This window comes from Streptomyces sp. NPDC059455 (assembly GCF_042750115.1).
Taxonomy (GTDB): Bacteria; Actinomycetota; Actinomycetes; order Streptomycetales; family Streptomycetaceae; genus Streptomyces; species Streptomyces endocoffeicus.
Genome location: NZ_JBHYVB010000037.1, coordinates 25,032 through 48,500, shown reverse-complemented (window position 1 = coordinate 48,500; position 23,469 = coordinate 25,032). Strand labels below are relative to the sequence as shown.

Annotated in this window: 19 protein-coding genes; 15 read left to right on the top strand and 4 right to left on the bottom strand. The window is 70.4% G+C overall.

From position 1 onward, the window contains the following. Positions 1-2 precede the first annotated feature (2 nt). On the top strand, positions 3-422 hold the full coding sequence (locus tag ACFXB5_RS15960; RefSeq protein WP_020869383.1) for a CBS domain-containing protein: 420 nt from the start codon (positions 3-5) through the stop codon (positions 420-422). 83 nt (positions 423-505) lie between these two features. Here ACFXB5_RS15960 and ACFXB5_RS15955 read toward each other — a convergent pair whose 3' ends face one another. Next, complete coding sequence (locus tag ACFXB5_RS15955) at positions 506-1,336, bottom strand: C40 family peptidase (protein WP_385207689.1); 831 nt, start codon at positions 1,334-1,336, stop codon at positions 506-508. A gap of 712 nt (positions 1,337-2,048) precedes the next feature. Here ACFXB5_RS15955 and ACFXB5_RS15950 point away from each other — a divergent pair. The 14 genes from ACFXB5_RS15950 to nuoN are packed head-to-tail and all read left to right on the top strand — an operon-like array spanning position 2,049 to position 18,189. Then, entirely contained in the window at positions 2,049-2,408 is a 360-nt protein-coding gene (locus tag ACFXB5_RS15950) for an NADH-quinone oxidoreductase subunit A (RefSeq protein WP_020869381.1), read from the top strand. A gap of 41 nt (positions 2,409-2,449) precedes the next feature. Continuing rightward, complete coding sequence (locus ACFXB5_RS15945) at positions 2,450-3,004, top strand: NADH-quinone oxidoreductase subunit B family protein (protein ID WP_020869380.1); 555 nt, start codon at positions 2,450-2,452, stop codon at positions 3,002-3,004. Continuing rightward, positions 3,001-3,744 carry an NADH-quinone oxidoreductase subunit C gene (locus tag ACFXB5_RS15940; protein WP_020869379.1) on the top strand — a complete coding sequence of 248 codons (744 nt, stop codon included), beginning with the start codon at positions 3,001-3,003 and terminating at the stop codon, positions 3,742-3,744. The genes ACFXB5_RS15945 and ACFXB5_RS15940 overlap by 4 nt, the downstream gene beginning before the upstream one ends. After that, complete coding sequence (locus tag ACFXB5_RS15935) at positions 3,744-5,078, top strand: NADH-quinone oxidoreductase subunit D (RefSeq protein WP_385207684.1); 1,335 nt, start codon at positions 3,744-3,746, stop codon at positions 5,076-5,078. The genes ACFXB5_RS15940 and ACFXB5_RS15935 overlap by 1 nt, the downstream gene beginning before the upstream one ends. A gap of 17 nt (positions 5,079-5,095) precedes the next feature. Beyond that, positions 5,096-5,905, top strand: coding sequence for an NADH-quinone oxidoreductase subunit NuoE (nuoE, locus tag ACFXB5_RS15930; RefSeq protein ID WP_385207754.1), 810 nt, complete (start codon positions 5,096-5,098; stop codon positions 5,903-5,905). Then, on the top strand, positions 5,905-7,287 hold the full coding sequence (nuoF, locus tag ACFXB5_RS15925) for an NADH-quinone oxidoreductase subunit NuoF (protein ID WP_201851561.1): 1,383 nt from the start codon (positions 5,905-5,907) through the stop codon (positions 7,285-7,287). The genes nuoE and nuoF overlap by 1 nt, the downstream gene beginning before the upstream one ends. After that, positions 7,284-9,773 (top strand): NADH-quinone oxidoreductase subunit G, encoded by a 2,490-nt coding sequence (locus ACFXB5_RS15920; protein ID WP_385207681.1) that lies wholly within the window; start codon positions 7,284-7,286, stop codon positions 9,771-9,773. Before nuoF ends, ACFXB5_RS15920 begins: the two co-directional genes overlap by 4 nt. 26 nt (positions 9,774-9,799) lie before the next feature. After that, the gene (gene nuoH, locus ACFXB5_RS15915; RefSeq protein ID WP_385207751.1) at positions 9,800-11,125 is read left to right on the top strand and encodes an NADH-quinone oxidoreductase subunit NuoH; all 1,326 of its coding nucleotides are present in this window, start codon (positions 9,800-9,802) and stop codon (positions 11,123-11,125) included. Beyond that, positions 11,118-11,744, top strand: coding sequence for an NADH-quinone oxidoreductase subunit NuoI (gene nuoI / locus ACFXB5_RS15910; protein WP_240812983.1), 627 nt, complete (start codon positions 11,118-11,120; stop codon positions 11,742-11,744). Before nuoH ends, nuoI begins: the two co-directional genes overlap by 8 nt. Next, positions 11,741-12,664 carry an NADH-quinone oxidoreductase subunit J gene (locus tag ACFXB5_RS15905; protein ID WP_385207678.1) on the top strand — a complete coding sequence of 308 codons (924 nt, stop codon included), beginning with the start codon at positions 11,741-11,743 and terminating at the stop codon, positions 12,662-12,664. Before nuoI ends, ACFXB5_RS15905 begins: the two co-directional genes overlap by 4 nt. Next, positions 12,661-12,960, top strand: coding sequence for an NADH-quinone oxidoreductase subunit NuoK (gene nuoK / locus ACFXB5_RS15900; protein ID WP_009715954.1), 300 nt, complete (start codon positions 12,661-12,663; stop codon positions 12,958-12,960). Before ACFXB5_RS15905 ends, nuoK begins: the two co-directional genes overlap by 4 nt. A 16-nt stretch (positions 12,961-12,976) precedes the next feature. Continuing rightward, entirely contained in the window at positions 12,977-14,872 is a 1,896-nt protein-coding gene (nuoL, locus tag ACFXB5_RS15895; protein WP_385207675.1) for an NADH-quinone oxidoreductase subunit L, read from the top strand. 3 nt (positions 14,873-14,875) lie between these two features. Then, positions 14,876-16,540: an NADH-quinone oxidoreductase subunit M gene (locus ACFXB5_RS15890; protein WP_385207672.1), complete on the top strand. Its 1,665-nt coding sequence runs from the start codon at positions 14,876-14,878 to the stop codon at positions 16,538-16,540. Then, complete coding sequence (nuoN, locus tag ACFXB5_RS15885) at positions 16,537-18,189, top strand: NADH-quinone oxidoreductase subunit NuoN (RefSeq protein WP_385207669.1); 1,653 nt, start codon at positions 16,537-16,539, stop codon at positions 18,187-18,189. Before ACFXB5_RS15890 ends, nuoN begins: the two co-directional genes overlap by 4 nt. A 559-nt stretch (positions 18,190-18,748) precedes the next feature. Here the strand turns inward: nuoN and ACFXB5_RS15880 are convergent. The 3 genes from ACFXB5_RS15880 to ACFXB5_RS15870 form a co-directional block, all read right to left on the bottom strand. Beyond that, on the bottom strand, positions 18,749-21,619 hold the full coding sequence (locus ACFXB5_RS15880) for a fumarate reductase/succinate dehydrogenase flavoprotein subunit (RefSeq protein WP_385207749.1): 2,871 nt from the start codon (positions 21,617-21,619) through the stop codon (positions 18,749-18,751). 122 nt (positions 21,620-21,741) lie between these two features. Then, complete coding sequence (locus ACFXB5_RS15875) at positions 21,742-22,542, bottom strand: ABC transporter ATP-binding protein (RefSeq protein WP_385207666.1); 801 nt, start codon at positions 22,540-22,542, stop codon at positions 21,742-21,744. Next, complete coding sequence (locus tag ACFXB5_RS15870; protein ID WP_385207746.1) at positions 22,539-23,330, bottom strand: ABC transporter permease; 792 nt, start codon at positions 23,328-23,330, stop codon at positions 22,539-22,541. Before ACFXB5_RS15870 ends, ACFXB5_RS15875 begins: the two co-directional genes overlap by 4 nt. Positions 23,331-23,469: the final 139 nt, after the last annotated feature.

The window sequence follows — 23,469 nt, the reverse complement described above, 5'->3', positions numbered from 1 at the left end:
CCATGACGAAGGCAGCGGACATCATGCACCCGGGCGCGCAGTGGGTACCGGAGAACGAGACGGTGCTGCGTGCCGCCCAGCTGATGCGGGAGCTGGGCGTGGGGGCCCTGCCGGTCAGCGACGCCAACGAGCGGCTGTGCGGCATCGTGACCGATCGCGACATCGTCGTCGGATGCATCGCGGAGAGCGCCGACCCCTCGGGGACGCCCGTCGGGGCGCTCACCAAGGGCACCCCCCGCTGGATTCCCGCGGACGCCGATGTCAGGGACGTGCTGCGGGAGATGGAGGAGCACAAGATCCGCAGGCTTCCGGTGATCGACCAGAACAAGCGGCTGGTCGGAATGATCTCCGAGGCGGATCTGGCCCATCACCTCAGCGACGACCTACTCGGCGAGTTCCTGGAGAAGGTCTACGCGCAGTAGGGAGAGAAAGGACGTGAGGCCGCCGTCCACGGCGGGAACGGCGGCCCCAGGGTCAAATGGCCAGCGGGTGTCTTACGGGTGTCCTACAGGACGCGCACGGCCCCGGTGGGCATGTCGTAGTCCAGCGGGCGCTCGACGATCCCGGTGCTCGGGTTCTGGGCGCCGATGAACTTGCCGCCGCCGACGTAGACGCCGACGTGGTACGCGCTACCGGCGCTGCCCCAGTAGAGCAGGTCGCCCGGCTGCAGGGAGTCCAGCGAGACCGGGGTGCCGGTGGTGGACTGGTCCTGCGAGACCCGCGGCAGGCTCACGCCGATCTGCTTGAAGGCGGCCTGGGTCAGCCCGGAGCAGTCGTAGGAGGACGGACCGCTGGAGCCGAGCACGTACGCCTTGCCCAGCTGCGCCTTGAGGAAGCTGATCAGGGTCGCGGCATTGCCGGAGGCGTTGCTGACGGTGGTGCTGGCACTGGTGCTGGTGGAGAGCGTGGTGCGCTCGGCGGAGCGCGACGCCTTCGCTGCCTGGGCCTTGGCCTCGGCCGCGCGCTTGGCGGCCGCCTTACGGGCGGCCTCCCGGGCTTCCTTCGCCTTGCGGTCGGCCTCCGCCTTGGTCTTCTTGGCGGCGATCTTGGCGTGGGCGGCCGCCTGGTCCTTCTGGGCCTGGAGCTCGTAGTCGGACGCCGCCTGCTGGGTGGCGTCCGCTGTCTGGGCGGCCGTGCTCGCCAGCGTGGCGCTGACAGTCGGCATCTCCAGGGTGGACTCGGCGGGAGCGGCGTTGCTCTCCGTGGCGGAGGCGGGCACGGCGGCACCGGCCACCGCGAGGGTGAGGAAGCCACCGGTCACCCCTGCGCGGAGCGCACGCGTCGACGTGGCACGGCGGGGCTTCCGGTGGCTGGGTATGTGTGCGACTGGGGACATAGGTCACTGGCTACCAGGGCCCTAAGGCCCAGATCAACAAAAGTGGGGTGCGCCACATTTGGCATGCACGCGACCAAAAACCGGGCCAAATGATCTCCATGGCCCACTCAGCCGACTTGCCCGCATTTCGCGATCATGTGTCTACGCACGGCATTTGATGGCCAAACCGGGGCAGCGCGGGACCTACCACCGATGTGGTCCGCGTACAAAGGATTCCCATGAAATCTAGATCCACAACCCGTCTGGGGGTGGGATACCTCACTCGCTCCGACCCGCTCGTGAACGCGTGCGCGGAGCGGTGATCGCGAACGTGCGCGAGCCCATGATCAATCGCCCCGGGACGAAGGTCACTCATGAGGATGGAAGGCACATATCAGCTGACGTCGCCCAGAGCAAATTTGCATGTATGTACCATGTCTTGGTAGGGGCGCAACGCGCTCACCTGTGATGACGTCTCCGAATGTCACTTCTCGTGGTCGTTCGGATGCTTCACGTACAAGATCACCGCTCATCCGACTTCATGATCCTTCGTCAGGTGGTGGAGATCACAAAGACGTTGTCGTACCCCGTGTCGCAGATCACAGACCGACGGGCATAGGATGCAGGCGAAACGGGCTTGTGAACTGCCTCACATGTGCGCGATCTTCGTGGGGCGGCGGCATGTTCGTGCGGTCCGCCAAACAGTCATCGTCGACTGAAGGGAGCGAGGACGGTGAACGCATACGCGCCCATCCTCGTACTGGGAGCCCTCGGGGCAGGTTTTGCGATCTTCTCGGTTTTCATGGCCGCGATCATCGGCCCCAAGCGCTACAACCGGGCCAAGCTCGAGGCCTATGAGTGCGGCATCGAGCCGACTCCGCATCCGGCCGGCGGTGGGCGCTTCCCCATCAAGTACTACCTGACGGCGATGCTCTTCATCGTCTTCGACATCGAGATCGTCTTCCTCTACCCCTGGGCCGTCACCTTCGACGCCCTCGGCCTGTTCGGGCTCGTGGAGATGCTCCTCTTCGTGCTCACGGTCTTCGTCGCCTATGCCTACGTCTGGCGGCGCGGCGGCCTGGAGTGGGACTAGTGGGACCAAAGGGGCTCTAGAGGAGATAGGGGAAACATCGCATGGGTATCGAAGAGAAGCTCCCGAGTGGGTTCCTGCTCACCACCGTGGAACAGGCCGCCGGGCTGGCCCGTAAGTCCTCCGTCTTCCCGGCCACCTTCGGCCTGGCCTGTTGCGCCATCGAAATGATGACCACCGGCGCGGGGCGCTACGACCTCGCGCGCTTCGGCATGGAAGTCTTCCGCGGCTCGCCCCGCCAGGCCGATCTGATGATCGTCGCCGGGCGCGTCAGCCAGAAGATGGCCCCGGTCCTGCGTCAGGTCTACGACCAGATGCCGAACCCGAAGTGGGTCATCTCCATGGGCGTCTGCGCCTCCTCCGGAGGGATGTTCAACAACTACGCGATCGTGCAGGGCGTCGATCACATCGTCCCGGTCGACATCTATCTGCCCGGCTGTCCGCCGCGGCCCGAGATGCTCATGGACTCGATCCTCAAGCTGCACGAGAAGATCCGCGAGGAGAAGCTCGGCGTCAATCGCGAGCGTGCGGCCCGTGAGGCGGAGGAAGCGGCGCTGAAGGCGCTGCCGATGATCGAGATGAAGGGGCTTCTGCGTTGACCGAGGCCAATGGGTCCAACGGGGTCAACCCGGACAAGGACCTCAACGCCGAGAACCTCCCCGGCCGCCGCGGCGACCAGGGCGAGCCCATCCGCGTCCAGCGCGGGATGTTCGGCGCCAACAACGGCGGCGACACCACCGGCTACGGCGGGCTGGTGCGCCCCGTACGGCTGCCCGGCGAGGCCACCCGGCCGTACGGGGGCTGGTTCGACGAGGTCGCCGACGAGCTCGAGGGCGCGCTCGAGGAGCAGTCGCTGCTCCCGGAGAACGCGATCGAGAAGACCGTCGTGGACCGCGGGGAACTGACCTTCCACATCGCCCGGGAGCACCTCCCGCGGGTCGCCCGGACCCTGCGCGACGACCCGGCGCTCCGCTTCGAGCTGTGCACCGGCGTCAGCGGAGTGCACTTCCCCGGCGACAAGGGCCGTGAGCTGCACGCCGTCTACCACCTGCGGTCGATCACCCATGGCCGGGTGCTCCGGCTGGAGGTGAGCGCTCCGGATGACGACCCGCACATCCCGTCGATCGTCGATGTCTATCCGACCAACGACTGGCATGAGCGCGAGACCTACGACTTCTTCGGCCTGATCTTCGACGGTCATCCCGCGCTGACGCGGATCATGATGCCCGACGACTGGCAGGGCTTCCCGCAACGCAAGGACTACCCGCTCGGCGGCATCCCCGTCGAGTACAAGGGCGCCCAGATCCCGGCTCCGGACCAGCGGAGGTCGTACAGCTGATGACTGCCCCCCACGCAACGCCTTCGGCCTCCGCGCGCGAGACCACAGAAGGCACCGTCTACACCGTCACCGGCGGCGACTGGGATGAGGTCGTGGCCGCCGCGGCGAAGGCCGACGACGAGCGGATCATCGTCAACATGGGTCCGCAGCACCCCTCCACCCACGGAGTGCTCCGGCTGATCCTGGAGATCGACGGTGAGACGGTCACCGAGGCCCGCTGCGGAATCGGTTATCTGCACACCGGAATCGAGAAGAACCTCGAATTCCGGAACTGGACGCAGGGCACCACCTTCGTGACGCGCATGGACTATCTGACGCCCTTCTACAACGAGGCGGCGTACTGCCTGGGCGTCGAGAAGCTGCTCGGCATCGAGGACCAGGTCCCGGACCGCGCCTCGGTGATCCGGGTGCTGCTGATGGAGCTCAACCGGCTCTCCTCGCATCTGGTGGCCATCGCCACCGGCGGTATGGAGCTCGGGGCGACCACGATCATGATCTACGGCTTCCGGGACCGCGAGCTGATCCTGGACGTCTTCGAGCTGATCACCGGTCTGCGGATGAACCACGCGTACATCCGGCCCGGCGGGCTCGCCCAGGACCTGCCGCCGGGGGCGGTCGACCAGATCCGGGCCCTTCTGAAGACGATGCGGAAGAACCTGCCCGAGTACGACAAGCTCGCCACCGGGAACCCGATCTTCAAGGCCCGGCTCCAGGACGTCGGCTACCTCGACCTCGCCGGCTGCATGGCGCTCGGCATCACCGGCCCGATACTGCGGTCCACCGGGCTGCCGCACGATCTGCGCAAGACCGATCCGTACTGCGGCTATGACACCTATGACTTCGAGGTGCCGACCGCCGAGACCTGCGACGCCTACGGCCGGTTCCTGGTCCGGCTGGAGGAGATGCGCCAGTCGCTGCGGATCGTCGAGCAGTGCCTGGAGCGGCTGGAGCCGGGACCGGTGATGGTCGCGGACAAGAAGATCGCCTGGCCCGCGCAGCTCGCGCTCGGCCCGGACGGCCTCGGCAACTCCCTGGACCACATCAAGAACATCATGGGCACCTCCATGGAGGCCCTGATCCACCACTTCAAGCTGGTGACCGAGGGATTCCGGGTCCCGCCCGGACAGGCGTACGCGGCGATCGAGTCGCCCAAGGGCGAACTGGGCGCCCATGTGGTCAGCGATGGCGGCACCCGCCCGTATCGCGTCCACTTCCGCGACCCGTCCTTCACCAATCTGCAGGCCGTGGCGGCGATGTGCGAGGGCGGCCAGGTCGCCGATGTGATCGTCGCTGTCGCGTCCATCGACCCCGTGATGGGAGGAGTGGACCGGTGACTGATGTTCAGCTGGGGATGCCGGAGCTGCCGGCCCCCGACTACCCGGCCGAGGTGCGCACCCGGCTCGAGGAGGACGCCCGGGAGGTGATCGCCCGCTACCCGGACAGCCGCAGCGCGCTGCTGCCGCTGCTGCACCTGGTGCAGTCCGAGGAGGGCCATGTCACCCGCACCGGCATGCGGTTCTGCGCCGAGATGCTGGGTCTGACCACCGCCGAGGTCACCGCGGTCGCCACCTTCTACACGATGTACCGGCGCAAGCCCTCCGGCGACTACCAGGTGGGGGTGTGCACCAACACCCTGTGCGCGGTGATGGGCGGCGACGCGATCTTCGAGGAGCTGCAGAGCCATCTGGGGGTGGGCAACGGGGAGACCACCGAGGACGGCAAGGTCACCCTGGAGCACATCGAGTGCAACGCGGCCTGCGACTACGCACCCGTGGTGATGGTCAACTGGGAGTTCTTCGACAACCAGACCGTCGAATCCGCCAAGGCGCTGGTCGACGAGTTGCGGGCGGGCCGGACCGTCGAGCCGACCCGGGGCGCGCCGCTGTGCACCTACAAGGAGACCGCCCGCATCCTGGCCGGCTTCCCGGACGCCCGTCCGGGCGCCGTCGAGGCCGGTGGCTCCGCGGGGCCCGCCTCGCTGGTCGGGCTGCGGCTGGCCAAGGGGGAGGTCACCCCCGGCCGGGTGGTCTCGCCGAGGTCCGCGGACGCCCCGCAGGACGAGGCGCCGCCGACGCATCCCAGCTCGCATGACGCGCCGCAGCGGACCTCCGCCTCCGATCCGCACCACCCGGCCGGTCCGGTCGCCGAGGAGGGGGAGTGATGACCGTGACAACCGAGATCAATGGGCACAGCCCCGAGAAGCTGCTGGCACCCGTGCTTTCCGCGTTCTGGGACCAGCCGAACTCCTGGTCCCTGCGCACCTATCTGCGGCACGAGGGCTACGAGGGCATGCGCAAGGCCCTCGCGATGGACCCCGACGCGGTGATCGCGCTGGTGAAGGACGCGGGTCTGCGCGGCCGCGGCGGCGCCGGCTTCCCCACCGGGATGAAGTGGCAGTTCATTCCGCAGGGCGACGGCAAGCCGCACTATCTCGTCGTCAACGCCGACGAGTCGGAGCCGGGCACCTGCAAGGACATCCCCCTTCTCTACGCCAATCCGCACTCCCTCATCGAGGGCATGATCATCGCCTGTCATGCCATCCGCTCCGAGCACGCCTTCATCTATCTGCGCGGCGAGGTCGTTCCCGTGCTGCGGCGGCTGCACGAGGCCGTGCGCGAGGCGTACGAGGAGGGCTACCTCGGCACCGCGGAACAGCGGCGGCGGAAGCTCGGGGTGGATGGACTGCCCGGTCTCGACATCACCGTGCACGCGGGCGCCGGCGCGTACATCTGTGGTGAGGAGACCGCGCTGCTGGACTCGCTGGAGGGCCGCCGCGGCCAGCCCCGGCTGCGGCCTCCCTTCCCCGCGGTCGCCGGTCTGTACGCGTGCCCCACTGTTGTCAACAACGTCGAATCCATCGCCTCGGTTCCCGCGATCCTCAACAAGGGCAAGGAATGGTTCCGTTCGATGGGCAGCGAGAAGTCCCCGGGCTTCACGCTCTACTCGCTGTCCGGCCATGTGGCCAACCCCGGACAGTACGAGGGCCCGCTCGGGATCACCCTGCGCCAGCTGCTCGACATGAGCGGCGGGATGCGCCCCGGCCACCGGCTGAAGTTCTGGACCCCGGGCGGCTCGTCCACCCCGCTGCTCACCGAGGAGCACCTCGACGTCCCGCTGGACTACGAGGGCGTGGGCGCGGCCGGGTCGATGCTGGGCACCAAGGCGCTCCAGTGCTTCGACGAGACCACCTGCGTGGTGCGGGCCGTGACCCGCTGGACCGAGTTCTACGCGCATGAGTCCTGCGGCAAGTGCACACCCTGCCGCGAGGGCACCTACTGGCTGGTCCAGCTGCTGCGCGACCTCGAGGCCGGTAAGGGGCGCATGGAGGACCTCGACAAGCTGGCCGACATCGCCGACAACATCAACGGCAAGTCCTTCTGCGCCCTCGGCGACGGCGCGGCCAGCCCCATCTTCTCCTCGCTGAAGTACTTCCGCGAGGAGTACGAGCAGCACATCACCGGCGGAGGCTGTCCGTTCGACCCGGCCAAGTCCACCGTGTGGGCCGACGAGCCGCGCTCCACTCACCTGGGGGTGAACGCATGACCGTGACCACCAACGCACCCTCGTCGGGCGGGGAGGCGGCGGTGCCGCGAGAAGATCTGGTCTCCGTCACGATCGACGGGATCGAGATCTCCGTCCCCAAGGGGACGCTGGTCATCCGCGCCGCCGAACTGCTCGGCATCGAGATCCCGCGGTTCTGCGACCATCCGCTCCTCGACCCGGCCGGCGCCTGCCGCCAGTGCATCGTCGAGGTGGAGGGCCAGCGCAAGCCGATGGCCTCCTGCACCATCACCTGCACCGACGGGATGGTGGTCAAGACGCAGCTCACCTCGCCGGTGGCCGAGAAGGCCCAGCGCGGGGTGATGGAGCTGCTGCTGATCAACCACCCGCTGGACTGCCCGGTCTGCGACAAGGGCGGTGAATGCCCGCTGCAGAACCAGGCGATGAGCGCCGGACAGGCCGACAGCCGGTTCGAGGGCCAGAAGCGGACGTTCGCCAAGCCGGTCCCCATCTCGGCCCAGGTGCTGCTGGACCGCGAGCGCTGTGTGCTGTGCGCGCGCTGCACCCGCTTCTCCAACCAGATCGCGGGCGACCCGATGATCGAGCTGCTGGAGCGGGGCGCGCTGCAGCAGGTGGGCACCGGCGAGGGCGACCCGTTCGAGTCGTACTTCTCCGGCAACACCATCCAGATCTGCCCGGTGGGCGCCCTGACCTCGGCGGCGTACCGCTTCCGCTCCCGCCCCTTCGACCTCGTCTCCTCGCCGAGCGTGTGCGAGCACTGCGCGGGCGGCTGCGCCACCCGCACCGACCACCGGCGCGGCAAGGTCATGCGACGGCTGGCGGCGGACGACCCCGAGGTCAACGAGGAGTGGATCTGCGACAAGGGCCGCTTCGGCTTCCGCTACGCCCAGCTGCCGGAGCGGCTCACCACCCCGCTGGTGCGCGACCGCGAGACGGGGAAGCTGGAGCCGGCGAGCTGGCCCGAGGCGCTCGACGCGGCGGCCGAGGGGCTCAGCATGGCGCGCGGCCGCACCGGCGTGCTCACCGGCGGCCGGCTGACCGTCGAGGACGCCTACGCCTACGCGAAGTTCGCGCGGCTCGCCCTGGACACCAACGACATCGACTTCCGGGCCCGTCTCCACAGCGACGAGGAGGCCGACTTCCTGGCCACCCACATCGCGGGCCGGGGGCGTGACCTGGACGGTGGCGGACTCACCTACACCGCGCTGGAGAAGGCCCCGGCCGTGCTGCTGGTCGGCTTCGAGGCCGAGGAGGAGTCGCCCGGCGTCTTCCTGCGGCTGCGCAAGGCGCACCGCAAGCACGGACAGCGCACCTTCTCGCTGGCCACCCACGCCACCCGGGGCCTTGAGAAGGCGGGCGGCACCCTGCTGCCGGCCGCCCCCGGCACCGAGACCGAGTGGCTGGACGCCATCGCGGGCCGCACCGGTCTGGACGAGGGCGGGGAGCGGGCCGCCGAGGCGCTGCGCGAAGAGGGCGCGGTGATCATCGTCGGCGAGCGGCTGGCGTCCGTGGCCGGCGGGCTCACCGCCGCCGTACGGGCCGCCGCCGCCACCGGGGCCACGCTCGCCTGGATCCCGCGCCGGGCGGGGGAGCGGGGCGCGATCGAGGCGGGGGCGCTCCCCGGGCTGCTGCCCGGCGGCCGCCCGGCCCATGACCCGCGGGCCCGCGAGGAGGTCTCCTCCGTCTGGGGCACCGTCGACCTGCCGCACCAGGTGGGCCGGGACACCGGCCAGATCATCGAGGCCGCGGCGGTCGGCGGGCTCGGCGCGCTGCTGGTCGCGGGCGTCGAGGTCGCAGACCTGCCCGATCCCGCGCGGGCCCTGGAGGCCCTGGACGCGGTGGACTTCGTGGTCAGCCTGGAGCAGCGGCCCTCGGAGGTCACCGAGCGGGCCGATGTGGTGCTGCCGGTCGCGGCGGTCGCCGAGAAGTCCGGCACCTTCCTCAACTGGGAAGGCCGGGCCCGGCCGTTCGAGGCCGCGCTCAAGCCCGACCAGATGACCCGCCGCCACACCCTCCCGGACGCCCGGGTGCTGCACATGCTGGCCGACGCGCTGGACGCCCCCCTGGACCTGCCGGACGTCGAGGCCGTACGCGCCGAGATGACCCGGCTGGGCACCTGGCAGGGCCCGCGCGCCACCGCCTCGCTGGAGACGGGCGGTCCGCTGCCCCGGCCGACCGAGGGCGAGGCGGTCCTCGCCGGCCATCGGCTGCTGCTCGACCAGGGCCGGCTGCAGGACGGCGATCCGGCCCTGGCCGGGACCCGCCACGCGGCCGTGGCCCGGCTGTCGGCGGCCACGGCGGGCGAGGCGGGGGTCGAGGACGGCCAGCTCGTCCGCGTCACCGGCCCGGCCGGCTCGGTCCAACTGCCGCTGAGCGTCACCGCGATGCCCGACCGGGTGGTCTGGCTGCCGCTGGCCTCCGTCGGCGGCGGGGTCCAGCGCGATCTGGGGGCCCGCCCCGGCGATGTCGTGACGATCACTGCCCCCGCGACGGAGGTGACCCAGTGAGGATTCTCGCCGCAGAGGACCTGTCGATGTTCGGCCGCGACCCGTGGTGGCTGATCGTGATCAAGGCCGTCTTCTGCTTCGCGTTCCTGATGGTGACCGTGCTGATCTCCATCGTCATGGAGCGCAAGGTGGTCGGCTGGATGCAGCTGCGCATCGGGCCCAACCGGCACGGCCCCTGGGGCATGCTCCAGTCCCTCGCGGACGGCGTGAAGCTGATGCTCAAGGAGGACGTGGTCGTCAAGGGCGCGGACAAGGTGGTCTACGTCCTGGCGCCGGTCGTCGCGGCCATCCCCGCCTTCATGGCGGTCGCGGTGATGCCGTTCGGCCCGGCCGGCGGCGAGGTCTCGGTCTTCGGGCACCGCACCGCGATGCAGCTGACCGATCTGCCGATCGCCGTCCTCTACATCCTCGCCACCGCCTCGGTCGGCATCTACGGCATCGTGCTGGCGGGCTGGTCCTCCGGATCGACGTATCCGCTCCTGGGCGGTCTGCGCTCCTGCGCCCAGATGATCAGCTACGAGATCGCGATGGGGCTCTCCTTCGCGGCGGTCTTCCTCTACTCCGGGTCGATGTCGACCTCGCAGATCGTCGAATCGCAGCAGGACCGCTGGTACGCGGTGCTGCTGCCGGTGTCGTTCCTCATCTACATCGTCTCGATGATCGGTGAGACCAACCGGGCGCCGTTCGACATGCCGGAGTCCGAGGGCGACCTGGTCGGCGGCTTCAACACCGAGTACTCCTCGATCAAGTTCGCGATGTTCATGCTCGCCGAGTACATCAACATGGTCACCGTCTCGATGGTCGCCGTCACCCTCTTCCTCGGTGGCTGGCGGGCGCCCTGGCCGATCAGCACCTTCTGGGAGGGCGCCAACCACGGCTGGTGGCCGATGCTGTGGTTCGTCGGCAAGGTCGTCACCTCGCTCTTCGTCTTCATCTGGGTGCGCGGCACGCTTCCGCGGGTCCGCTATGACCAGTTCATGAAGCTGGGCTGGAAGGTGCTCATCCCGATCTCGATGGTCTGGCTGATGCTGGTCGCCACCGTCCGGGCGCTGCGCAACGAGAACTACGACTACCAGGACATCGTGCTCTACGTGGGCAGCGCGGTGATCGCGCTGCTGCTGCTGTCCTTCGTGGTCGACTTCTTCCGCGACCGTTCGGCGCAGGCCGAGGCCGGAGCGGAACAGGGACCGGAGCCCGCCTTCGATCCGATGGCGGGAGGTTTCCCGGTGCCTCCGCTGCCCGGCCAGACCTTGCCGCCCGTCCCCCGCCGACGTCCGCGCACCCAGCGTGAGTTGATTGTCAGTGGTGGCCCCGACACTGTCAGTGACGGAAAGGAGGCCGACGGTGTCTGACTTCCAGAATCCGGTGGCCGGCTTCGGCGTGACCTTCAAGGCCATGTTCAAGAAGCGGCTCACCGAACAGTACCCAGAGGTGAAGAAGCCCACCGCGCCCCGCTTCCACGGACGCCACCAGCTCAACCGGCACCCGGACGGGCTGGAGAAGTGCGTCGGCTGCGAGCTGTGCGCCTGGGCCTGCCCCGCCGACGCGATCTATGTGGAGGGCGCGGACAACACCGACGAGGAGCGCTACTCGCCCGGTGAGCGCTACGGCCGCGTCTACCAGATCAACTATCTGCGCTGCATCCTGTGCGGCCTGTGCGTCGAGGCGTGCCCCACCCGGGCGCTGACCATGACCAATGAGTACGAGCTCGCCGACCGCACCCGCGAATCGCTCATCTACACCAAGGAGGAGCTGCTCGCGGGCCTCGAGGACGGGATGGTCGACTCCCCGCACGCCATCTACCCCGGCACCGACGAGCAGGACTACTACCGGGGCCTGGTGACCGAGGCCGCGCCCGGCACCACCCAGCAGGTCGCGGTCAGCAAGGGCGAGACCCTGTCCGACCAGGCCGCGGGGAACGAGGAGTCGCAGGAGGGGCAGCAGGAGCGGCAGCAGGGGGTGCAGGCATGAGCGGCGCTCTGGCCGCGGCGGCCTCCACCACCTCCACCGGTGAGGCCCTCCAGTTCTGGGTGCTCGGCACCGTGGCCGTGATCGGCGCGCTGTGCACGATCCTGATGCACAAGGCCGTGCACAGCGCCCTGTGCCTGGCGGGCACCATGATCGTCCTGGCGGTCTTCTACCTCGCCAACGGCGCGTACTTCCTGGGCGTCGTCCAGATCGTGGTCTACACCGGCGCGATCATGATGCTCTTCCTCTTCGTGGTGATGCTGGTCGGTGTCACCGCCGCCGACTCCCTCAAGGAGACCCTGAAGGGGCAGCGCTGGCTCGCCGCCCTGTGCGGGCTCGGCTTCGGCATCCTGCTGTGCGCCGGGATCGGCAATGCCTCGCTGAAGACGTGGAACGGCCTGGGCCAGGCCAACTCCGGCGGGAACGTGGAGGGCCTGGCGTCACTGATCTTCACCAAGTACGTCTTCGCCTTCGAGATCACCGGCGCGCTGCTGATCACCGCGGCGGTCGGCGCGATGGTGCTGACCCACCGCGAGCGCACCGAGCGGGCCCGCACCCAGCGCGAGCAGTCCGAGGCGCGGGTGCGCACCGGCCGGAACGTGCCGCCGCTGCCGGCTCCCGGTGTGTACGCGCGGCACAACGCGGTGGACATCCCCGGTCTGCTGCCCGACGGCACCCCGTCCGACCTCACCGTCAACGCCACGCTGCGCGGCCGCGGTCAGATCCGGGACGTCTCCAGCGAGGCGCTGGCCGAGCTGGCGGCGCTGGAACAGCGCTCGCAGCGCTGGCTGGGCCGGAAGGGCAATGGGACCGGCAAGCCGTCCGGGGGCACCGGGAAGCCGGGCACCTCCGAGAACGGCGAAAACGGAGAAGACGGCGAGAACGCGGGCAGTGCGCCGAATCCGAGGGGAGTCGCCAAGTGAATCCGGTCAACTACCTCTACCTGGCCGCCCTGTTGTTCACCATTGGTGCGGCCGGCGTCGTCATCAGGCGGAACGCGATCGTCCTCTTCATGTGCGTCGAGCTGATGCTGAACGCGTGCAACCTGGCGTTCGTCACCTTCTCCCGGCTGCACGGCAATCTCGACGGCCAGATCATCGCCTTCTTCACGATGGTCGTGGCCGCGGCGGAGGTTGTGGTCGGTCTCGCGATCATCGTGACCGTCTTCCGCTCCCGCCACTCGGCCTCGGTCGACGACGCCAGCCTGATGAAGCTCTAGAAGGGGTCGCGTTCAAGTGGAGAACCTCATCGGATTGCTTGTCGCGGTCCCGCTGCTCGGCGCGGCCCTGCTGCTGTGCGGAGGGCGGCGGCTGGACGGCAAGGGCCACTACATCGGCACCGTGCTCGCCGCCGCCTCCTTCGCCATCGGCGCGGTGCTCTTCGCCGACATGCTCGGCCGCGGCGAGCACGACCGGGCCCTGCACAGCAAGGTCTTCAGCTGGATCCCGGTGGGCGGCTTCCGCGCGGACGTCGCCTTCCAGCTCGACCAGCTGTCCATGACCTTCGTCCTGCTGATCACCGGTGTGGGCACGCTGATCCACATCTACTCGATCGGCTATATGGAGCACGACGAGCGCCGCCGCCGCTTCTTCGGCTATCTCAATCTCTTCCTCGCGGCCATGCTGCTGCTCGTCCTCGCCGACAACTACCTGCTGCTGTACGTCGGCTGGGAGGGCGTCGGCCTCGCCTCGTACCTGCTCATCGGCTTCTGGCAGCACAAGCCCAGCGCGGCCACGGCGGCGAAGAAGGCGTTCATCGTCAACCGCGTCGGCGACGTGGGCCTGTCGATCGCGATCATGCTGATGTTCACGACGTTCGGGACCTTCACCTTCGCCCCGGTGCTGACGAACGCGGACCACGCGAGCGAGGGCAAGCTCACCGCGATCGGGCTGATGCTGCTCCTCGCGGCCTGCGGCAAGTCGGCCCAGGTGCCGCTGCAGTCCTGGCTCGGGGACGCGATGGAGGGCCCGACCCCGGTCTCGGCCCTGATCCACGCGGCGACCATGGTGACCGCGGGCGTGTATCTGATCACCCGCTCCGGCGCGATCTTCAACGCCGCGCCGGACGCCCAGGCCGCGGTGGTCGCGGTCGGCGCGGTCACGCTCCTGTTCGGTGCGATCGTCGGTTGTGCCAAGGACGACATCAAGAAGGCCCTGGCCGGGTCCACCATGTCCCAGATCGGCTACATGATCCTGGCCGCCGGGCTCGGCCCGATCGGCTATGTCTTCGCGATCATGCACCTGGTGACCCACGGCTTCTTCAAGGCGGGGCTCTTCCTCGGGGCCGGTTCGGTCATGCACGCCATGAACGACGAGGTCGACATGCGCAAGTACGGCGGTCTGCGGAAGTACATGCCGGTCACCTTCATCACCTTCGGGCTCGGCTATCTCGCGATCATCGGCTTCCCCGGGCTGTCCGGCTTCTGGTCCAAGGACAAGATCATCGAAGCGGCGTTCGCCAAGGGCGGCACCGAGGGCTGGATCCTCGGCGGCGCGGCCCTGCTGGGCGCGGCCATCACCGCGTACTACATGACGCGGGTGATGCTGCTGACCTTCTTCGGCGAGAAGCGCTGGGTGCCGGACGAGGAGGGCCACGAGCCGCATCCGCACGAGTCGCCCTCGTCCATGACCATCCCCATGATCGTCCTGGCCGTGGGATCGGTCTTCGCGGGCGGGCTGTTCAGCGTCAACGACGCGTTCCTGAAGTGGCTGGAGCCGGTCACCGGCCACAGCGAAGGCGACTCCCCGCTCAGCGCCGCCGCGGTCACCGGCGGGACGATGGTGGTGCTGCTGATCGGTGTCGCCCTCGCCTGGGCGCAGTACGGACGCCGGCCGGTGCCGCGCACCGCCCCCCGCGGATCCCTGCTCACCCGGGCCGCCCGGCGCGATCTGCTCCAGGACGACTTCAACCATGTCGCGCTCGTCAAACCAGGCCAGTACCTCACCCGCGGTCTGGTCTATGTCGACCACAAGCTGGTCGACGGGGTGGTCAACGGCACCGCGGCCTCCGTCGGCGGGCTCTCCGGCCGGCTGCGAAAGCTGCAGAACGGCTATGCCCGTACGTACGCGGTCTCGATGTTCGGCGGTACGGCGGTGCTCATCGCCGCGACCCTGCTGATGAGGGCGGTCTGAGTCATGTCATTTCCCCTGCTGACGGCCACGGCCGTGGTGCCCGCGCTCGGCGCGGTGGCCACCGCCGCCATGCCCGCCGCCCAGCGCGCCGCCGCCAAGTGGGTGGCGCTGGGCTTCTCCCTGGTCACCCTCGCCCTCGCGGCGGTCGTCCTGGTCCGCTTCGACCCCGGCGGCGCCCGCTTCCAGCTCACCGAATCCCACCCCTGGATCAAGGACTTCGGCGTCCGCTACGAACTGGGCGTGGACGGGATCGCGGTCGCGCTGATCGCGCTCACCGCGGTGCTCATCCCCTTCATCATCCTGGCGGGCTGGCATGACGCCGATCCGCTGGAAGGCGCCCGCCCCAACCGCCGCTGGCGGCCCACCCAGGGCTTCTTCGCGCTGATCCTGATGGTCGAGGCGATGGTGGTGATCTCCTTCGAGGCCACCGACGTCTTCCTCTTCTACATCTTCTTCGAGGCCATGCTGATCCCGATGTACTTCCTCATCGGGGGCTTCGGGGACCGGGCCGGGGGCCGCTCCGAGGAGGAGACGGCCACTCAGCGCTCGTACGCCGCGGTGAAGTTCCTGCTCTACAACCTGGCGGGCGGGCTGATCATGCTCGCCGCGGTGGTCGGTCTGTACGCGGTCACCGCCGATCAGCTCGGCACCGGCACCTTCTCGCTCCAGGAGATCGTCCAGGCGCGGGCGGGCGGCCATCTGGACATGGCGTCCAGCACCGAGCGGCTGCTCTTCCTCGGCTTCTTCTTCGCCTTCGCGGTGAAGGCGCCGCTGTGGCCGCTGCACACCTGGCTGCCCAACGCGATGGGGGAGTCCACCGCCCCGGTCGCCGTGCTGATCACCGCGGTGGTCGACAAGGTCGGCACCTTCGCGATGCTCCGCTTCTGCCTCCAGCTCTTCCCGGAGGCCAGCAAGTGGGCCACCCCGGCGATCATGATCCTGGCGCTCATCAGCATCATCTACGGGGCGCTGCTGGCGATCGGCCAGCGGGACATCAAGCGGCTGATCGCCTACGCCTCGATCTCCCACTTCGGCTTCATCATCCTGGGCATCTTCGCGATGACCACCCAGGGCCAGGGCGGCGCCACCCTCTACATGGTCAACCACGGCGTCTCCACGGCCGCGTTGATGCTGGTGGCCGGGTTCCTGATCACGCGGCGCGGTTCGCGGCTCATCGCCGACTACGGCGGGGTGCAGAAGGTCGCTCCGGTGCTCGCCGGCACCTTCCTGATCGGCGGGCTCGCCACCCTCTCGCTGCCCGGACTCGCGCCGTTCATCAGCGAATTCCTGGTCCTGGTCGGCACGTTCAGCCGCTACCCGGCGTTCGGCGTGATCGCGACCGTCGGAATAGTGCTGGCGGCGCTCTACGTGCTGATCCTCTACCAACGCACCATGACCGGTCCGGTGAAGGCCGAGGTGCGGTCCATGCCCGATCTGCGGGTGCGTGAGCTGGTCGTCGTGGCCCCGCTCATCGCGCTGCTGATCTTCCTCGGGGTCTATCCGAAGCCGCTGGCCGACATCGTCAACCCGGCGGTCGACCACACGATGTCCGTGGTGGACAAGAAGGATCCCAAGCCCGATCACCCCGTCACCGACGCGGGCTGGTTCAGCTACAGCCCGAAGTCCGACGGTGCTTCCCACGACGGTCCTTCCGGAGGTGCCAAGTGACCCACGCGGCCACTGTCCACAGCCTGTGGACAACAGCGGCGGCGGCGCCCGACAAGATCCCGTCGCCCGATATCGAGTACGGGCAGCTGTCGCCCACGCTGATCGTGCTCGGCGCGGCGATCGTCGGCGTCCTGATCGAGGCGTTCCTCCCACGCCGCCAGCGGTACGTGGCGCAGCTGTTCGTCTCCGTGGTCGCCCTGGCCGCGGCCTTCGCCGCCGTGATCGGCCTCGCCGCCGGTGACTACGGCACCAGCAAGGCCCGTGTCGCGGCCATGGGCGCGATCGCGGTCGACGGACCGGCCCTCTTCCTGCAGGGGACCATTCTCCTGGTGGCGCTGGTGGCGGTGTTCACCTTCGCCGAGCGGCGGCTGGATCCGGTGGTGCACGGCAACCGCGTCGACTCCTTCGCGGCCCAGGCCGCCGCCGTGCCCGGCGGGGACGCCGAAAAGGCGGCCGTCAAGGCGGGGTTCACCACCACCGAGGTCTTTCCGCTGGTCCTCTTCGCGGTCGGCGGCATGCTGGTCTTCCCGTCCGCCAACGATCTGCTGACGCTCTTCGTGGCGCTCGAGGTCTTCTCCCTGCCGCTGTACATCCTGTGCGCGCTGGCCCGGCGCCATCGCGCGCTGTCGCAGGAGGCCGCGGTCAAGTACTTCCTGCTGGGCGCCTTCTCCTCGGCGTTCCTGCTCTTCGGCATCGCCCTGCTGTACGGCTACGCGGGCACGGTCGCCTACTCCGGGATCGCGGACGTCGTCGACGGCCAGGTCAGGAACGTCACCCCGGCGCTCGCCGGGACCATGGGCAACGACGCGCTGCTGCTGATCGGCGGGGCGATGGTGCTGATGGGGCTGCTGTTCAAGATCGGCGCCGTGCCGTTCCACATGTGGACCCCCGACGTCTACCAGGGCGCACCCACCCCGGTGACCGGCTTCATGGCGGCGGCCACCAAGGTCGCGGCCTTCGGCGCGCTGCTGCGGCTGCTGTACGTCGTGCTGCCGGGGCTGCGCTGGGACTGGCGGCCGGTGATGTGGGGCGTCGCCATCGTCACCATGCTGGGCGGCGCGATCGTGGCCGTCACCCAGACCGATGTGAAGCGGCTGCTGGCGTACTCCTCGATCGCCCACGCCGGGTTCATCCTCGCCGGTGTCATCGCCACCACGCCCGAGGGCATCTCCTCCGTCCTCTTCTACCTCGCCGCGTACTCCTTCGTGACCCTCGGCGCCTTCGCGGTGGTCACCCTGGTGCGGGACGCGGGCGGCGAGGCCACCCACCTGTCCAAGTGGGCCGGTCTCGGCCGCCGTTCGCCCCTGGTGGCCGCCGTCTTCGCGGTCTTCCTGCTGGCCTTCGCCGGTATCCCGCTGACCAGCGGCTTCGCCGGGAAGTTCGCGGTCTTCAAGGCGGCGGCCGACGGCGGGGCGGGCGCGCTGGTGGTGATCGGTGTGATCTCCTCGGCGGTCGCCGCGTTCTTCTACATCCGGGTGATCGTGCTGATGTTCTTCAGCGAGCCGCGCACGGACGGCCCGTCCGTGGCCGTGCCGAGCGCGCTGACCTCGTCGGCCATCGCGATCGGCGTGACGGTCACGCTGGTCCTGGGCGTCGCCCCGCAGTACTTCCTGGACCTAGCGAGCCAGGCGGGAGTCTTCGTCCGCTAGCCATCCCCACCCAGCCCCCACCCGAACCCACGGGGCTCCGCCCCCTGACCCCGGCCGGGCCCGGACACCACCACGGTGCCCGCGCCCGGCCGGAGCCATTCCCTAGTCCGCCCCTTCCCGAACCAGGGGGCTGCGGCCCCGGGATCCCGCCCTGGCAGGGACGTTGCGACGGTGTCTGAGCCGGGGTGGAGCCATTCCCCAGCCCGCCCCTTCCTGAACGCAGGGGGCTGCGGCCCTGGACCCCGTCCCGGCAGGGACGTTGTGACGGTGTCCGGGCCGGGGTGGAGCTGTCCCCCGCCTCGCCCCTTCCCGAGCGCAGGGGGCTGCGGCCCCTGGATCCCGCTTCGGCAGGGACACCGTGACGGTGTCGGGGCTGCGGCCCTTGGCGCCCGCCCCGGCGCGGATAGCGCGACGGTGTCCGGGCCGGGCGGTGACGCAATTCCAGCCCCTCCGGCGATTGAGGAGCGGGGTCCGGGGTGGAGCCCCGGCGGGGGGCAGGGGGCGGAGCCCCCTGGTTCGGGAAGGGGCGGGGTGGGGCAAGCTCGCCGCAGGCGCGACGCTAGGCCGTCGCCCTGGCCGCGTACGCCCGGACATCCGCGTCCGGGTCGGACCGGACCGAGGACAGAGCCTCCCGGGCACCCGGCTCCCGCTCCGCCATCGGCAGCAGCGCCAGCACCGCCGCCTTACGGACATCAGCGTGCACGTCGGCCAGGGCACTGGCCAGCGCCGGGACGCCGAGCCCCGGCGCCGCGGCGGACAGCGCCGTCGCCGCCCCCTTGCGCACCTGCCAGGCGGCATCGCCCAGCGCCGCCACCGCCTCGGCGTCCAGTGGCGCCGGGCATCCGGCCGAGGCCAGGGCCTCCAGGGCGGCGGCCCGGACGAGGACGTCCGGGTCCCGCAGCAGCGGGGCGAGCAGTCGGCGGGCGTCCGCCGCCCGGCCACCGGGCGCCAGGGTCCCCAGCGCCCCCGCCGTCGCCACCCTCACCTCACGCGACGCGTCCGCGACTCCCGGCTCCAGCGCGGTGAGCGCGTCCACCGAGACCAGCCCCCGTACGGCCTGGATACGGACCGCGACCGCCGCGTCCGTCAGCGCCCGCGCGAACAGTTCCGCGTCGCCGAGGCCCAGCGCGCGCAGGACGTCCAGCGCCGCCGCCCGCACCACCGGATCGGCCACGGCCAGCCCGTGGACCAGGGGTTCGCGCAGAGCGGGCTCCGGGGGCAGCACCTCGACCAGCTCGCGCAGCGAGGCCGCGGCGTCGGCGCGTACGTCGGCGTCCGTGTCGGCCAGGGCCGCCGCGAGGGCCGGGCCGGTGCCCGGTGGCGCGGTCTCGGTCAGTGCGGCGACGGCGGCACGGCGGACCGCGGGGTCGGGGTCGGCCAGATAGGGCCGGAGCGCGGCGAGTTCGGGCTGCTCCTCGGCGAGGGCGAGCAGTTCGAGGATGCGCGGGGAGCCGGCAGAGACGGCAGGGACAGGAGAGGGGGCAGAGGCGCCAGAGACGGCAGAGACAAGAGAGGCGGCAGAGACGGCAGAGGCGGCCGAGACGTCCGTGCTGGCGGACGGGACGCCCGTCCCCTCCTTACGGTCCTCATCCGCCCGTCCCGCCCCGGCCCCCGCCCGCGGCGCACTCTCACGCGGCCCCGCCGTGGCCACCTGCTCCGGCCACACCTCGCCGAGCGGGCGGGACGGCCCGCCCGCAGGCGCGTACTCCGCCACCGGGACGAGATACGGGGCGACGGGACGCGCGGTGAACTCCATCGCCCCCGACGCCGACTTGCGCAGATCCAGATGGTGCAGCCAGCCCTCGTCGTCGCGCAGCGGATGGTCGGTGCGCTCGTGGTAGAGCCCCCACCGGCTCTCCGTCCTGGCCAGCGAGGAGCGCGCGGCCATCTCCGCGCAGTCGCGGATGAAGCTCACCTCGGCGCAGCGCATCAGCTCGTGGGGCGTGTGGGCGCCCATCTCGGCGATGTCCCCGCGCATCCGCTCGAACGCCTCGATGGCGAGTGAGAGCCGGGCGCCGCTCTTGGGCGGGGCCACATAGTCGTTGACCAGGCGCCGGAGCTTGTACTCGACCTGCGGCTGCGGCGGCCCCCCGGGGTTCCGCAGCGGGGCGTAGATCAGCTCATGCGCCTCGGCGAGCTGCTCCGGGGGCAGTTCGCCCTGGTACGCCGTCTGGCGGGAGGCGTCCTCGCCCGCCAGGTCGCCGAAGACAAAGGCCCCGATCATGTAGTTGTGCGGTACGCAGGCCAGGTCACCGGCCGCGTACAGCCCGGGGACCGTGGTCCGGGCGTGGGCGTCGACCCGCACCCCCGAGGCCGAGTGGCCGCCGCACAGCCCGATCTCGGAGATGTGCATCTCCACGTCGTGGGTGCGGTAGTCATGGCCGCGCCCGGCGTGGAAGGTGGCACGGGTGGGGCGTTCGGTGGAGTGCAGGATGGACTCCAGCGCGGCCACCGACTCCTCCGGCAGATGGCTGAGCTTGAGGTAGACCGGGCCGCGCTCGCTCGCGACCTCCGCCGCGAACTCCGACATCATCTGCCCCGACCAGTAGTCGGAGTCGACGAACCGCTCACCGTGCCGGTTGACCTGGTAGCCGCCGAACGGATTGGCGACATAGGCGCAGGCCGGGCCGTTGTAGTCCTTGATCAGCGGGTTGATCTGGAAGCATTCGATCCCGGTCAGCTCGGCGCCCGCGTGATACGCCATGGCGTAGCCGTCGCCCGCGTTGGTGGGGTTCTCGTACGTCCCGTAGAGATAGCCGCTCGCGGGCAGGCCGAGCCGCCCGCAGGCGCCGGTGGCCAGGATCACCGCCCCGGCGCGCACGGTGACGAACTGGCCGGTGCGGGTGTGGAATCCGGCGGCGCCGACGGCCCGGCCGCCCGCGGTGAGCACCCGGACCGGCATCACCCGGTTCTCGATGCGGATCCGTTCGCGCATCTCGCGCCGCCGCAACTGCCGGTAGAGGACCTTCTTGACGTCCTTGCCCTCGGGCATCGGCAGTACGTACGAGCCGGAGCGGTGGACCCGGCGGACCGCGTACTGGCCGTGCTCGTCCTTCTCGAACTTCACCCCGTACCGCTCCAGCCGCTGGACCATGGAGAAGCCGCGGGTGGCGGTCTGACGCACGGTGGACTGGTCGACGATGCCGTCGTTGGCGCGGGTGATCTCGGCCACGTAGTCATCGGGTTCGGCCCGGCCGGGGATGACGGCGTTGTTGACGCCGTCCATGCCCATGGCGAGCGCGCCCGAGTGGCGGACGTGCGCCTTTTCGAGGAGGAGGACGGAGGAGCCGTGCTCGGCGGCGGTGAGCGCCGCCATGGTGCCGGCCGTGCCACCGCCGATGACGAGGACGTCGCAGGTCAGCTCCTCGGCTGCGGCGAGGGCGGGGATCTCCACGGTCGCGGCGTCCGCCAGATGCTCCCCCTTCTCCATGTGCTCCCCGTCCGCCACGTGTTCCCCCTTCTCCACGTGCTCCCCGCTCTCCGGGTGCTCCCTGTGCTCCGGACGTTTCCTGTGCTCCCTGTGCTCCCTGTTGTTCACGCCAGTTGGGCCTTTCACATGCCGAGGGATTCGAGGACCTGACGGCGCAGCGCGACGGTCGCCGCGGCGTCATGGGCGGCGCGCTCGCGCGGATGCGGGATGTCCAGCACCCGGCCCCCGCCCTCCGCGCCGCCCAGCAGCGCCACCCGGTCGCCGAGGAACAGCGCCTCGTCCACGTCGTGGGTGACGAAGACGACGGTGGCGCGGGTGCCCTGGAGCACCTCGACCAGCAGCCGCTGCATCCCGGCGCGGGTCTGTGCGTCGAGCGCGCCGAACGGCTCGTCCATGAGGACGGCGCGCGGCTCGCCGACGAGCGCCCGGGCGAGTTGGGCCCGCTGCCGCTGGCCGCCCGAGACCCGGTGCGGCAGCCGTCCGCTGTGCTCGGCGAGCCCGACGCGCTCCAGCCATGCCCCGGCCCAGCCGCGGCGCTCGGCGCGCGGCACGCCCCGTATGGCGAGCGGGAGTTCGACGTTGGCGCGCAGAGTGCGCCAGGGCAGCAGCGCGTCCTCCTGGAAGATCAGCGCCCGGTCGGCGTGCGGCCGGCTGATCGCGGTGCCGTCCTGGGTGACCCGCCCGTCGAGGGCCGGCAGCAGCCCGGCGAGGGTGCGCAGCAGGGTGGATTTGCCGCATCCGGACGGGCCGACGACCGTAAGGATGTCACCGGGCGGGACCTCCAGGTCGAGACCGTGGAGGACGGGTGCGCCGGGGCGGCCGAGGGCGGCGTCCTCCAGGCGCAGCCGCACGCCCGGTGGGGCGGCTTCGGCGCCCGGAGCGGCAGGGGTGGCCGGGGTGGTGGTGACGTCGGATGTGCTCACGGGGTGGCCGCCTCCTTGCGCGCGGGCGTCGGCCGGTCCGTGGTCTCCGTACGGGGCAGCCACCGGGTCAGCCGCCGTCCGGCCAGCTCGACCGCCGTTGAGGTGAGCCAGCCGAGCACGCCGATCGTGGTCATGCCGACGAAGACGCCCGGGTAGTCGACGATCGTGTAGTCCTGCCAGGTGCGGTAGCCGACGCCGTAGGCCCCGGAGATCATCTCGGCGGAGATCACACAGATCCAGGAGACGCCGATGCCGACGGAGAGCCCGCCGAGGATTCCGGGCAGCGCCCCGGGCAGGACGACGGACACCAGGACGCGTCCGCGCCCGCCGCCCATGGTGAGCACCGCCTCCTCCCAGACGGGCGCCAGCGCGCGGACCGCGTGCCGGGTGCTCACCATGACCGGGAAGAAGGCGGCGGTGAAGGTGATGAAGACGATCCCCTGCTCATTGCTGGGGAACATCAGGATCGCCACCGGCACCAGCGCGATGGCCGGGATCGGTCGGCACACCTCGAGGACGGGGCCGAGCAGATCGGATACGAGCGGGGAGCGGGCGATGGCGGTGCCGACCGCCACGCCCAGGACGGCGGCGAGCACGAACCCGGTGAGGATGCGGCTGAGGGAATCGGTCAGATCCTGCCAGTAGGCGCCGGTGGCGAGGCGGTCGGCGAGCTCCCGGACCACATCGGTGGCGGATGGGAACTGCGCGAAACGCAGCCACAGGTTGACGTCGAGGGCGGTGAGCAGCTGCCACAAGCCGAGCGCGGCCAGCAGCGAACCGGCCCGCAGGGTGTGGCGGGCCCAGGGGCGGCGCCGAAGCGGCCGGGGCGCGGCGGCCCGGGCTGCCGGGGGGGCGCGGCCCCGCGGCGGCGGGGGGGCGCGGGCGCGGGCGCGGGGGGCGCGCGGGGGGCCCCCCCCGCGGGCGCGG